Origin of the sequence: Pantoea pleuroti (genome assembly GCF_014156615.1) — a bacterium.
Lineage (GTDB): Bacteria > Pseudomonadota > Gammaproteobacteria > Enterobacterales > Enterobacteriaceae > Pantoea > Pantoea agglomerans.
Window position 1 is genome coordinate 154977 of the sequence record NZ_SBFD01000004.1, and the last position, 13113, is coordinate 168089.

Annotated in this window: 8 protein-coding genes and 3 pseudogenes; 6 read left to right on the forward strand and 5 right to left on the reverse strand. The window is 53.3% G+C overall.

Annotated features, from left to right (window positions below):
- Positions 1-2: 2 nt before the first annotated feature.
- Both EPG66_RS11465 and EPG66_RS11470 read left to right on the forward strand, forming a co-directional pair.
- Complete coding sequence (locus EPG66_RS11465; RefSeq protein ID WP_182686874.1) at positions 3-1142, forward strand: amidohydrolase; 1140 nt, start codon at positions 3-5, stop codon at positions 1140-1142.
- A 20-nt stretch (positions 1143-1162) separates the two neighbouring features.
- Positions 1163-2008 carry a VOC family protein gene (locus tag EPG66_RS11470; protein ID WP_182686876.1) on the forward strand — a complete coding sequence of 282 codons (846 nt, stop codon included), beginning with the start codon at positions 1163-1165 and terminating at the stop codon, positions 2006-2008.
- A gap of 114 nt (positions 2009-2122) precedes the next feature.
- On the opposite strand, the gene EPG66_RS11475 is transcribed toward EPG66_RS11470, so the two are convergent.
- The 3 genes and pseudogenes from EPG66_RS11475 to EPG66_RS11485 form a co-directional block, all read right to left on the reverse strand.
- On the reverse strand, positions 2123-2533 hold the full coding sequence (locus EPG66_RS11475) for a helix-turn-helix domain-containing protein (RefSeq protein WP_069026771.1): 411 nt from the start codon (positions 2531-2533) through the stop codon (positions 2123-2125).
- A gap of 19 nt (positions 2534-2552) precedes the next feature.
- A pseudogene (locus EPG66_RS11480) lies at positions 2553-3244 on the reverse strand (IS1 family transposase).
- Between the two features lie 350 nt (positions 3245-3594).
- Positions 3595-4008, reverse strand: a pseudogene (locus EPG66_RS11485) (T6SS effector amidase Tae4 family protein); the annotation flags it as partial.
- A gap of 512 nt (positions 4009-4520) precedes the next feature.
- On the opposite strand from EPG66_RS11485, the gene EPG66_RS11490 reads away from it, so the two are divergent.
- Both EPG66_RS11490 and EPG66_RS11495 read left to right on the forward strand, forming a co-directional pair.
- Positions 4521-4748: a hypothetical protein gene (locus EPG66_RS11490; RefSeq protein ID WP_039389923.1), complete on the forward strand. Its 228-nt coding sequence runs from the start codon at positions 4521-4523 to the stop codon at positions 4746-4748.
- 80 nt (positions 4749-4828) lie between these two features.
- Positions 4829-5745, forward strand: a pseudogene (locus EPG66_RS11495) (contractile injection system protein, VgrG/Pvc8 family); the annotation flags it as partial.
- A 444-nt stretch (positions 5746-6189) separates the two neighbouring features.
- Here EPG66_RS11495 and fhuE read toward each other — a convergent pair.
- Positions 6190-8412: a ferric-rhodotorulic acid/ferric-coprogen receptor FhuE gene (fhuE, locus tag EPG66_RS11505; protein WP_182686878.1), complete on the reverse strand. Its 2223-nt coding sequence runs from the start codon at positions 8410-8412 to the stop codon at positions 6190-6192.
- Positions 8413-8855: 443 nt separating this feature from the next.
- On the opposite strand from fhuE, the gene pagP reads away from it, so the two are divergent.
- Positions 8856-9425 carry a lipid IV(A) palmitoyltransferase PagP gene (gene pagP, locus EPG66_RS11510; RefSeq protein WP_069026776.1) on the forward strand — a complete coding sequence of 190 codons (570 nt, stop codon included), beginning with the start codon at positions 8856-8858 and terminating at the stop codon, positions 9423-9425.
- An 18-nt stretch (positions 9426-9443) separates the two neighbouring features.
- On the opposite strand, the gene EPG66_RS11515 is transcribed toward pagP, so the two are convergent.
- A complete protein-coding gene (locus EPG66_RS11515; RefSeq protein WP_182686880.1) occupies positions 9444-10550 on the reverse strand; it encodes a tyrosine-type recombinase/integrase in 1107 nt (368 codons plus the stop codon).
- Between the two features lie 308 nt (positions 10551-10858).
- Between EPG66_RS11515 and EPG66_RS11520 the strand changes: the two genes are divergently transcribed.
- Positions 10859-13033: a TonB-dependent siderophore receptor gene (locus tag EPG66_RS11520; protein ID WP_182687142.1), complete on the forward strand. Its 2175-nt coding sequence runs from the start codon at positions 10859-10861 to the stop codon at positions 13031-13033.
- The last annotated feature ends 80 nt before the right edge of the window (positions 13034-13113 follow it).

Below are 13113 nucleotides of genomic sequence, written 5' to 3' on the forward strand. Positions count from 1 at the left end.
TCATGACTTTGCCTTTAACCGACCAACTGGTGCAGTGGCGTCGCGAACTGCATCAGCATCCGGAACTTTCGAATCATGAATTTGCCACCACGGAACGTATTACCCGCTGGCTGGAGCAGGCCGGAATCCGGCTGTTGCCGCTGGGGCTGAAAACCGGCGTCGTGGCAGAAATCGGTCATGGCGAACCCCTGATCGCCCTGCGCGCGGATATTGATGCGTTACCGATTGAAGAAATTACCGAACGCCCATGGCGATCACAGCAGCCGGGCGTGATGCACGCCTGTGGTCACGACGTTCATAGCGCCGTGATGCTCGGCGTGGCTTTGCAGCTGAAACAGCAGGAAGACAAGCTGCAAGGCCGGGTACGGATTCTGTTTCAGCCCGCTGAAGAGACCTTTAATGGCGCACGTCAGCTGATTGATGCCGGTGCGCTGGAAGGCGTTCAGGCGATATTCGGCCTGCACAACGCGCCCGACCTGCCGCTGGGCACGCTGCGCAGCCGGGCGGGCGCATTTTATGCCAACGTCGACCGCTTTGTGATCCGCATTGAGGGCAAAGGCGCACATGCCGCGCGCCCGCAGGAGGGCATCGATTCGATTGTAATTGCCAGCCATATCGTAACGGCTCTGCAGACCCTGCCGAGCCGGGTGTTCAGCTCGCTGGAAACGGTGGTGCTGAGCGTAACGCGCTTTACCGCCGGTAATACCTGGAACGTGCTGCCGCAAAGTGTTGAGCTGGAGGGCACCGTACGCACCCACAACGGCGAAATCCGGGCGCAGATCCCGCACCGCATGCGATCCCTGATTCAGGGTATTGCCGCCGGGTTTGGTGCGACCGCCGAACTGGAGTGGACTGAAGGACCGCCGGCCCTGATTAACACGCCAGGCTGGGTGGATGTTGCTCTGGACGTTGCCCAACAGAGTGGCTATCTCGCGGAGCATGCTGAGTCGCCGCAGATGGGCGGAGAAGATTTTGCCTTCTATCTGCAGCAGGTGCCGGGGGCGTTTGTCAGCATCGGTAGTGCCAGCGAATTTGGTCTGCATCACGCCGCCTTCGATCCTGATGAAGCGTTGATTGGCCCGGCGGTTGACTACTTCACGCAGCTGGTGCCGCGCGCGTTGCAGATTGTGGCGGCGCAATGACAAAAAAAAGGAGTGCTGCTATGTCAGTTCAGGTTCCACAACCGATTCTTGATCATGCGGTGATTAACGTGGCCGACCAGCTCGACAGCGCCAGCGCGCGCTTCCGAAGGCTCGGCTTTCAGCTCACTGAACGGGGTCATCACTCGCTGGGATCGAGTAATCATCTGGCTATTTTTGGTGAGAATTACCTGGAACTGCTGGGCTATGAGACGGGCAAAGGGAGCCAGCGCGCCGATCTCTGGCAATCGCCGCTGGGATTGAGCGGTCTGGTGTGGAAAAGCAGCGATGCAGAGAGTGAGTTTCAGCATCTGCAACGGCAGGATCTGGATGGCGAACCGCCAGCGGCCTTTCATCGTCCGGTCACCCTGCCCGACGGTTCGGTGAGTGAAGCGCACTTTCAGACCGTGCGGATTCGCCCTTCACTGGTGCCTAATGGCCGCAGTTTTTTTTGCCAGCATCTGACACCCGAAGCGGTATGGCAGCCGGCATGGCAGCGTCACCCCAATGGCGTGCGTAATATCAGTGAGTTTGTGATTGTCGCGCAGGATCCGGCGCTTTCAGCCCTGGTCTATAGTCGCCTGTTTGGGGCCGCTAAGGTGCTCGCCTGTCCCGAAGGGGCCTTTGTCTTGCGCGCCGGTGCTGCCACGGTTCGGTTTGCTTCGGCAGACTATGCGCAGCAGCGGTTTGGCCCACTGCCGGAAGACTATGATGGCAGCGCCCGGATGGTCGCGCTGGGTTTTGAGACGGAGGATCTCGCCCTGGTGAAACGCGCGCTGGTGACGGGTGAAATTGCCTTTCAGGAGCAGCTCAAGGCGATTGTGGTGGAGTCGGCAGAAGGTTTTAACCTGGCACTGCGTTTTAACTGAGTACAGATTCAGGAGGTGATGAAAAACGCCTCGGTTGAGGCGTTTCTTCAGAGCACGGACCGATAAAATATAAAGACTTATCGAATCTTAATAGTCCATCGCAGCACGCTTAAATCAAAAAAACAGAGATGGCGACAGGCCAAACCGGGCGCATAATGCCCGGATATGCGACACAGTCAACTGACGTTCGCCGCTGAGGATTCGGCTAACCAGCGATTTTTTACCTATCTCATTTTCGAAGTCGCTCAGGCTAAGATTGTGTTGCTCAATAAGCACGCGCAGAATGCCGGGGCCTGTGCTGATTTGACTTTGACGTGCATTAAATTCGGCCAGCTCCGGATCTTTATCTTCATAGTGAGCAATGCGCGCGCAAAGCAGGTCAACCAGCGGATTATCCGGCTCATGTTCAATCAGATATTCGACCAGTTCCAGTGCTTCTTCATAATCCTGGCGCTGACTGCTGCCAGCCAGCAGCGGCACCGCTTCAGCGAGCTCATTTGACAGCCTGATAGCTTCAGTATTCATTCGGTGGTGATGCCTCCAATTAGAAGAACATGTATTTTTCGATGAATGCCCCGATGACTTTTTCATGAAGCTCAACAGAGCGTGAAAAGCAGATCGTTTTGCGGGCCAACCGTTTGATCCGTGTTCTCAGCGTCAGGTTATTGCGCTCAATGCGCTGAGTAAAATCTTGCCGGTCAGGTGCTTCTCTTTCGGAAGCTCTCTGGCATAGCTCCCCCAGTCATCTGTGGTCAGCATTCCGATGTTAAAGGGCGTGAGCAGTGCCGGCAATTCACGACAGGTTTCATAGGTACGTGGACCAAAAGTGTAGGACAGCACGCCACCCGTTTTTGTGTTGTACGCGTACCAGAGCCAGTGCTGGCGGGCTTTGGCCGACAAAGCTCCATTGCTCATCGAGTTCACAGATAAGCGCCACATCAGCATGGACTACCGGAGATGATGTTACTCGTCGTGGCGAGAGTTTTTTAAAGTCCGGATAACGGTGTGGATGCCGACCTTCAGTGTCCTGGCGGTATCGCGAACCCCGGCTCCGTTGAAAGCCATTACGGTGATCTGCTCTTTAACCCCGGGCTTGCGGGCTTCATAAGCATAAGTGAGCTGAAAGACGCGGTGGCAGTCACAGCAACGAAACCGGGCATGTCCTTTCGGGTTCTGCCCATGACGATAAACCTGAGCAGACTGACAACGGGGACAATGAACGGCAACGCTGGCCATGAATAAGCCTCAAAAGCGAGCATTATACATTACATTCAACCAATTAGAGGCATCACCTAATTAAAAGGGCCACTCAAAGTGGCTCTTTTTTTTAAAAAACGCGCATGAAGGCATTCTGCACTATGATTGACGAGGCTTAATCAGTTTATTGGCAAAGTACCAGCCTGAAAACGCCCCCAGAACAGCCAGAACTAATGCTCCGATAAGGAAGATCGCGAAGTTTTGAGACATCTGATCCTCGCCATATATGGTGCCAACAAAAACACGACTGATTAGCGGCATTAGCAAGTACATTAACCCAGCGCCACAGACAGCCCCAAACAAAGTAAACAGCGTGATCTTTAGAAGCCTCATATCACCTTCCAAAACCAGATTTCCTTAGCATTAGCAAAACTCGACCATAATCCATCGACGTTCAGTCCCCACTGGATACGGAGATAACTGAGTTTTGTTGTCAGCCGGTCCCCATTCCATAAATCAATATGGTCACCACTGCGGTTAAGAAAACTTTCATTTCCCCGTCGCCAGTAGTCCTTAAAGAAGATAATCCCACGCTGATTTTTAAGCACCTCCTCAAAGTTATCAGCGCTGACCTTCACCATTGGAAAAACGCCTGGTATGCGAGCGTTTTTTAAGGCGTTTGCTAGCTCTTCAGCGCGTAGTATGTGGCCTTCGCTTTTAGGATGTAGCCAGCAAAACTGCACTCGTAACTTAGTAACGTCATAACCACATCGAGCCAGCGCCGTGCCTATGCGTATTGCACATTGATCGTCAAAAGCTTTATGTCCGTCCTTGCGACGACACGGATTTTCATCACCCTTTACCTCCGGGTGAGCATTCCATAATTCTGAAAATGGATACTCATTTGCAGTCCCTTACAGTAGAAAATTGTCACTATAAGCATAAAAAACCAGCAACGCCAGATACGTTAAAATTGCTTCACAATTTTACGCATAAACTGCGTGCAGGTGTGGTGGGGGACACGCGCCCGCTACGCGGCATGGTGAGACCACCCCGCCCGGCCAGCCTGCCTGCCTGCCTGCCTGCCTGCCGCGCTGGCTGTGCCATGTACGGCCTATTTCTCCGCAGGAATTCGCAGCACCCTGTCAAAACCAAGTGCCCTTAGAACGCGTTATAGTGCGTTGTTATCTCTGGCAAGTATTGGGATTATGGCGAGATGGGATTTGGTAAAGATTCAGAGGGTAACGGGCATAAAAAACCGGCCGCAATGGGCCGGTCAGCAGGTGCATGATTGCGTCAGGTGTTATGCAGGGTTATGGCGACGCTCGAATGCATAGGAATGAATACCATCACGTCCCAGTACGGTCTCAGCCTCGTTCCAATCCCGGCAGTCAAAGCCCTGCGTATCAAACCAGCGAAGCAGGCCCGCGTGAGTAAAATACCAGATGTGCTCATCCTTTCTGAAATGGCGCGACCGCAACAGATGAGCGGCATTGTGAAAAATGGGAATAGAAACAAACAACCATTTTTCAGCACGGAATAATAGCAGCCTCGGGATCGTCGATGTGTTCCAGCGCGTCCCAGAATGACAGCGCCGCCCATGTTCCAGTATAAAGGTCAGCCCAGCTGCCGCGCCGGGGAACGGAGATCCGGGTCGTCATTGGCTGGCAGAATGGCGGGCTGGTCGAAAAAGGTAAGTTTGTTGTGGATGAGGTCGCCCACAATGGCCCGCCTGATCGCCTCAGCATTACGGCCAAAAGCGCGGATTTTCGCGATGACATCAACGTTAAGCGCGAATACAACTGGCATAACTGCACGGTAAGCTATGTCGTGTCCGCCATTGCTGGCCGGTATAACCTGACACCGGCCATCAGCACCGAGCTGGCAAATCTGGAAATCGACCACGCCGATCAGACCCAGGAATCAGACATCAGTTTTTTAACCCGCATGGCTGAAATGCTCGGGGCCTCCACCACGATAAAAAACGGCATGCTGCTGTTTTTCACGCCCGGTACTGGCAGAACGGTAAGCGGGCGCGTTCTTCCCTCCGTCATGATTACCCGCGCCAGCGGCGACAGCCACAGCTTCCGGGTTGCAGACCGTGACGTCTATACCGGCGTTGAAGCGTACTGGCTGGATCTCAATTTCGGGAAGAAGCGAAAAACCCGGGTGCGCGGGCAGAGGAAGAACACTGCCCCAAAATCCAGCAGCCGTGAAGGCCATTATCTGAACGGTGCCGAAGGCAATGTATATGTGATGCGCCAGACCTTTAAAACAGAGCTTGCCGCAAAGCGAGTAGCCGTCGCTAAATGGCAGTCACTGAAACGGGTGCGGCAGAATTCAGCATGCAGCTGGCGCGCGGCCGTGCAGAACTTTACCCGGAGCTGCACGCGATCATGTACGGCTTCAAGACAGACACTGATGAGGGTGACTAGACCATCACAAAGGCCACGCACACCGTGACACGGCAGGGATTTTACACGGCACTGGAATTTGAAGTCAGGCTGACGGACTGGACGGTCACGGCGACAGAGGAATAATTGAGCAATGCCGAAGCATAACGCTATAATCCCCGGGAAGCGGAAGGGAGATTATGCCATGTATCGTTGTCCAAAATGCGGCGCGTCAGCCCGAACGCGCAACAGTGAATATCTTGATAAAAAGGTCTCGCCTATCATCAGTGCAACAATCTTTACTGCGGGATCACCTTCCGCACGCTGACTGAAGTCGATGCCATCATCACCGAATCAAAACCCGACTTCAGCATTCCGATCCCGGCAAAAACATTCCCTAAAAATCATTACGGCGATAATCAGATGTGATTCACTCCTGCTCAAAGGTCTAAGCCCCGCAATGCAGGGCTTTTTGTTAGCGTGGTCGATATGTGGACGTTAATTGAAATAAAATCCTTTATTCCATATTGTTGTATAAAGATTCAAAATCCTCAACTGAGGCGTTTTTCACAGGCTTTACAACGACACAAATCAGAAGGTGTAGCTGGCGGTCACTGAGAAGTTACGCGGTTCGCCGTAGACCACAGAGCTGGCCACGTTGGTGTCATACTCTTTGTCGAACAGGTTATTGAGGTTGCCCTGCAGCGACAGATTTTTGTTCACCTGATAACGGGCGAAGAGATCAACCAGCGCATAGCTGCCCTGACGGGCACGCCAGGTGCCATTGCCTTCCGGGCCACCGACATCATTCCAGATATGTGTTTGCCAGTTCACGCCGCCACCCAGCGTCAGCTGCTGCAACGTCGGCAGGCGATAGCTGCTGAACAGGTTAAAACTGGTCTGCGGCAGTTGCGGGTTAAAGGTGCTGCCATCGCGGTTTTCCGCAATGTAGCGCGTGCCGCCCAGGGTCATCTGCCAGTTGTCGGTTAATGCGCCGTTGACTTCAAACTCCACGCCACGACTCACCACGCCTTTACGGCCAATGTAGGCAACATCACCTGAACCCTGAATCGTCTGAGTGGTTGCTTCACCGACATTATTCAGCTCGGTGCGGAACACCGAAATCGAGGTGGTGAAGCGACTGTCCATCCAGTCAGATTTCAGGCCTGCCTCGTAGTTTTTGCCGATAACGGGCGACAGGAAAGCGCCGCTGGCATCGCGATAGTCCTGTGGCTGGAACACCGAGGTATAGCTGGCGTAAGCCGACCAGTTTTCAGCGAAGTCATAAATCAATCCGCCGTAAGGGGTGGTGTTATTTTCTTCCATTTCACCACCCGGCGTTTCACGGTTCCAGTTGGTGTAACGGGCACCGATAATCAGGTGCAGCGGATCCGCGAGCGACAGACGGGTCGCCATATAAGTCGATTTCTGGCGAACCAGCTGGGTGTCGCTGGCAGGCAGACGCGGCGTCCAGGCCGATTCCGGATACTGACCGTTAAACTCGTTGTAGTTGCCCAGCGACTCCGATGAGATATTCTCAAAGGTACTGAAGTACTTGTTATCCTGACGAGTGTAATTGACCCCCACCATCAGCTCATGCTGACGACCCAGCAGTTCATAAGGACCGCTGGCGAAGGCATCAACGGCATCCACTTTACGTTTACCGGTGTTGTAACCGGTCCCGCCTACCACCGGATAGTTGGCATAGGAAGAGACGCCCGCCCCGGTGTTACGATCGAAATAGCCATCAAGATAGATCTGCTTACTGTCCAGGCGCATCTCGTTGTGCGCGCCGTTCAGCGTGATGTTCCAGCCGTTGTCGAAGTCCTGTTTCAGATTCACAAAGACTTTACGGTTCTCTTTATCGTTGTAGGCCCAGTCAGGTGCGGTGTTGTAGCCGCGTCGGGTATGAATCTGCGTGCCATCGGTGTACCAGCGCGGTGCGCCACCCCACATCGTGGAATCCGTATTGACCTGGCTGAATTCATAGCCGACCGAAAGCGTGGCAGAGTCAGTCAGGTCAGCGTCAACCACGCCATAGATGAACTGTTTTTTGGCACCGTAGCGCTCTATGAAGCTGTTGTTATCCTGCCAGCCGGCGATCAGCCGGCCACGAACATTGCCGGAGTCACTGAGCGGAGCCGAGAGATCGGCCACGTAACGCTGCTTATTCCAGCTGCCGTAACTGGCGGAGACGGTTCCGCCGAACTCTTTACTGTCGGCGTGTTTGCGCACCATATTGATGGAGGCTGATGGATTGCCCGGTCCGGTTAACAGACCAGTCGCTCCGCGCACCACTTCAACGCGTTCATAGAGTGCCATATCGGTCTGCGCATCGCCCAGGTTCCAGCGAGCGGCAAAGGCAGTAGGGATACCATCGACCATATAGTTGTCGATCATAAAGCCGCGCGCATAGTAGTTGGTGCGATCCATATCACCACTGATACCGCGAATACCGGTGGTATTTGCGAGCACATCATTCAGTGACTGGAGTTGCTGATCGGCCATACGCTGCTTACTGACGATGCTGACTGACTGCGGGACATCACGCACGGTGCCCAGCATTTTAGTGCCCGCACGGGTAACCGGTACGCTGTAATCGGTGGCGGGCGAAGCGGCTACGGCATCATCGGCTGACGCGCTGACCGTCATAGTCTGGTTATCGCTGGCAGCGGGTGTGCCGGTCTCTGCGGCATGAGCAGCGTTATGCGCCAGCGACGAGGCGACGATGGCAGCCAGCAAGGATAGGCGGAATGGACTTTGCAGAGCAGAGGTGCCCGTCGCCCCGGGGTGTTGAAGATCGAAAGCGTTCATTAATTCCTCAATTATCTTTATGTTTTTATGCTGCCACTGTCACGACCATGCTTCCTGCGGACATCGCTGCCCTGCTTATGGTTTGAGGAACCAGAAACCTTTCCCTGAGCGCCTGCGCGCGGGTGTGATGAACCTCTAAAACAAATGAGAAATATACGCATTGCGATTATCATTGCAAGATTTTGTTAGCAAACAATACGAATTTTTTCAGGGAATTGTCTGCGCGTGAAAGACTGCCTGAAGTTGATAAAGACAGGGAGGCATTTATAGGGTCAGCACGCCTGCTGACTTATCAGAGAAACGGGGTCACTGTATGACTTTCGACCAGTATAAAACCCTGTAATGGCCGTTCATTGAACTGTAGTTGTCACTCCTGATGTCACAATATCCGTCTTAAATCTTTTATTACCTTATTTAACACCAGATATTGCAGGAATTCGTGCGTGCGCAAAACTTCAATTCTTAAAGCGCTGATAACGACCACCGTTTTCAGCGTTTTTTCAGTCCACTCCGCCACACTTGTGGAGGCCGTGAATGCGGGCTGGGATAACTTCAGTGATAAAGTCGCCACAACCTGGCAGCAGCCTGAAGGTTACGACTTTTATCTGCCCGCAATTACCTGGCACAACAGGGCCACTTATGATCGTGAACACATCAATAAATATAATGAAAGACCCTGGGGCGCGGGCGGAGGTATCTCCCGCTACGATGAAAAAGGGAACTGGAACGGCATCTACTTAATGGCGTTTAAGGACTCCTTTAATAAATGGGAGCCATTTGGTGGCTATGGCTGGGTGGCAACATGGCGTCCGCTGGCCGACCAGAATTTTCACTGGGGTGCGGGTTACACGGCGGGCTTTACCGCACGGCACAACTGGGATTATATCCCGGTGCCTGCACTATTGCCGCTGGCCTCTGTCGGCTATGGCGCTCTCGATTTCCAGATGACCTATATTCCCGGCACCCATAACAACGGCAACGTCTATTTTGCCTGGCTGCGCTACCATTTCTGACAGTTGCCGATATAAGCGTTAGCGTGACATCGCCATGACCGAGAGATCGTCCAGCGTGAGGGTTTCGCCATCATAGCGATGACGCAGCAGATGGTAACTTTCGCATTCAATAATCTGCTCAACCGCGTTCGAAAAGATAGTCATGGCGCTGCGCATCTGGCTCAGATAGTCATGGGTGTCATAGACCCGATCGATTCCTTCCAGCGCATGGTTCATGATTTTTCGGGCGACGTCATTAGGCGTGTCGAGCGCTGAGAGCTTTGAACGCGCAGTCCTGCGCAGATCGCGCGGGGTAAACGCCTCCAGTCCCAGCCCACGGGGAGCGCGGATCATCCGGCGAAGTGCCTGATTCAGCGCGCCTTTTGACAGCGGCTGTTGCGGATCGCGTGGCGCGGGCACCAGCCAGGGTGAGTCCGGATCGGCGGCGCGCAGCAGTGCTTCGATGCACAGACGCATTAGCGGTGAAATGGGCAGCACATGCTCCCGCTGCGATTTATTGCGCGTACCTTGCATCCACAATCCTAATTGCAGATCGAACTCCGCTTTTTGCGCCTGCACAATTTCATCCGGCCGCCGGGCGCTGACCAGACATAAACGCAGCGCCCAGCGCGCCTGTTCTGAGAGTGCCCAGTTATCCAGACCGTGCCAGAACACCCAGATCTCGGCATCGGTGAGTTGCCGACTGCGCGGTGGCGTAGCACGACCCGCGACATCACGCTTTTTCATTGAAGCGATCGGTGAATGATCGAGATAGCCCTGCATCTCGGCCCAGGCGAGAAATTGTTTAGTCAGCGCGAACACCCGCCGCGCCTCCTCTTTTTTACCGTCGGCGATCAGAATGTTATAGAGCCGGTTAAGGCGTAAACGGTTCAGCGTTTTGAGTGGCTGCGAACCGATGTTCGGCAGGACATGTTTCAGCAATGAGGAGATAGCGATCTCAGGACGGCGCCGGCTGATCAGCAGCGAGAGTTTTACCCAGACCTTCATGACCTGCTCCACCGTGCCTTCATCGCCAAAATTATCCAGCTCGCTGAGTGAAGCCTTTTTAACCTGCTCCAGCCAGATCAGTACATGGCGGCCTACGTGGGCTGAACGCGAAGGGATCTGTGTCAGATCTGGGGTCACATTTATACCTGTTAGTCACTGAAGAGCGGGCCATTCTATCCATTGTTTATCTGTGACTCCAGACCTAATAAGTCTGGAGTCATAGAGACGCGTTTTCACGAAATCTGAGGAAGTTTTCGGGTGATGACCAACAAGTAAAACTACCGTTACTTCCCTCTCCTGGCTCACCGTTATGGCGAATAAATAGCCCATTGTTAGGGAATGTAAAGGTGCCTTATCGCGATATACAATGATAACTATTATCATTATCATACGCATTTGCTTACATGCCTTAATACTTCAGGGAGATTTTCTAAGTGAATGTAACCATGCGTGTCCATAAGCGCCCTGTTGCGCTACTGCTGGCCGGTTTATTGAGTACCTCTGCTAACGGCGCTAATCAGGAAGAGACAGAAAAGCTGGCTGATGATGAGACGATGCTGGTCACCGCTGAACAGGAGCTGAAACAGCAGCCTGGCGTTTCGGTGATCACCTCGCAGGACATTGAGAAAAAACCACCGGTCAACGACCTTTCCGACATTATCCGTAAAATGCCAGGCGTAAACCTTACCGGCAACAGCGCCAACGGCGTACGCGGCAACAATCGTCAGATCGATATTCGCGGCATGGGGCCGGAAAATACGCTGATTCTGATCGATGGTGTGCCGACCACCTCGCGCAATTCGGTGCGTTATAGCTGGCGTGGCGAGCGCGATTCCCGCGGTGACTCAAACTGGGTACCACCAGAAATGGTTGAACGGATTGAAGTGATTCGTGGACCGGCGGCAGCGCGTTACGGTTCCGGCGCGGCCGGTGGCGTGGTTAATATCATTACCAAACGCCCGACCAATGACTGGAGCGGATCGCTGTCGCTTTATACCAACCAGCCGGAAGATGATAAAGAAGGCGCAACCCGCCGCGCTAATTTTAACCTGAGTGGTCCGCTGGCGGGCGATGCCCTGACCATGCGGCTCTATGGCAACATCAACAAAACCGACAGCGATGCTTTCGACATTAACCAGTCGCACAATGGTTCTGCCGCCGCCGGTCGCGAAGGTGTTCGCAATAAAGACATCAACAGCGTGCTGTCGTGGAAGATTACGCCATTACAGGTGCTGGATTTCAGCTACGGATACAGCCGTCAGGGCAACATCTACGCCGGTGATACCCAGTACAGCAACGGTGCCGGTAATGCCTTGATCGAATCTCTGGATGGTTCAGAAACCAACCGTCTGTATCGTCAGACCTGGGGCCTTGCGCATAATGGCATCTGGGACTGGGGACAATCTAAGCTCACCTTTAACTATGAAAAAACCAATAACACCCGCCTGAATGAAGGCACGGCGGGTGCGGGTGAAGGCCGGATCAACAGCAATACGTTCTCAACCAGTCGCTTTGAAAGTTACCGGGCTGGAGGTGAAGTCAGCTTCCCGCTGGAACTGCTGCGTGAACAGACCGTTACGCTGGGAGCCGAGTGGAACCGTGATGAGCTGAACGATCCAAATTCAATGAACGGCACCAGTGCGCCTGGCGTATCCATCGATGGTGTCAGTGGTGATGCGGGCAGCCGCAACAGTAAAAACAGCGCAACGCTGAGCTCACTCTATTTTGAAGATAATATTGCTGCGACCGATAGCACTGAAGTCATCCCCGGTCTGCGCTTTGATTATCACGACACCTTTGGCGCGAACTGGAGTCCGTCGCTCAATATTTCTCAGGCTCTGGGAGAAAGTTTTACCCTGAAAGCGGGTATCGCCCGTGCGTTCAAAGCCCCTAACCTTTATCAGTCCAGCGAAGGCTATTTGCTGGCGACGCGGGGAAATGGCTGTCCGATCAACGTTACCCGTGGCAGTTGCTATCTGCTGGGTAATGAAAATCTCGATCCTGAAGTCAGCATCAATAAAGAGCTGGGTATCGAGTTCAGTCAGGATGGCTATATTGCGGGTATCACCTGGTTCCGCAATGACTATAAAAACAAAATCGTCTCCGGGACGGAAGTATTGGGTTACGCCTCTAATGGCAACAATATCCTGCAATGGAGTAACGGTGGCAAAGCGGTAGTGGAAGGTCTGGAAGGCAATGTCACTATCCCGCTGGTCAGTGACGAGCTGGAGTGGCGGACTAACGCAACTTATATGATCGAGTCGAAGGATAAAAAGACCGGTAATCCGCTGTCGATCATTCCTGAATACACTATCAATACGATGCTGGACTGGCAGGTGACGCAGGATTTCTCCACTAATCTGAACTGGACAATGTATGGTCGTCAGAAACCACGCCAGTATGCGGAATCCCGCACAGAAAACAATTCAATGTCGAATCGCGAAGTCGGCGCTTATTCAGTATTTGGGGTCAATTTTAATTATGACATCACCAAAAATCTGCGTGCCAATGCCGGGATTAATAACCTGCTGGATAAACAGCTATATCGCGAAGCTGATGGTGCATCAACCTATAACGAGCCGGGACGCGCATATTACGCAGGTCTGACTATGACATTTTAAACGACTAAAGCGCTTCCGGCTGGAGGCGCTTTTTTGACGGTTAAATACTAACCTTCATTTTTTCCCGGGCTTCTTTTTTT

Bases quoted from the DNA above. Each gene is read 5' to 3' on its own strand.
- EPG66_RS11465 (WP_182686874.1), top strand. From the start codon at position 3: ATGACTTTGCCTTTAACCGACCAACTGGTGCAGTGGCGTCGCGAACTG.
- EPG66_RS11470 (WP_182686876.1), top strand. From the start codon at position 1,163: ATGTCAGTTCAGGTTCCACAACCGATTCTTGATCATGCGGTGATTAAC.
- EPG66_RS11475 (WP_069026771.1), bottom strand. From the start codon at position 2,533: ATGAATACTGAAGCTATCAGGCTGTCAAATGAGCTCGCTGAAGCGGTG.
- EPG66_RS11490 (WP_039389923.1), top strand. From the start codon at position 4,521: ATGGCGACGCTCGAATGCATAGGAATGAATACCATCACGTCCCAGTAC.
- fhuE (WP_182686878.1), bottom strand. From the start codon at position 8,412: ATGAACGCTTTCGATCTTCAACACCCCGGGGCGACGGGCACCTCTGCT.
- EPG66_RS11520 (WP_182687142.1), top strand. From the start codon at position 10,859: ATGCGTGTCCATAAGCGCCCTGTTGCGCTACTGCTGGCCGGTTTATTG.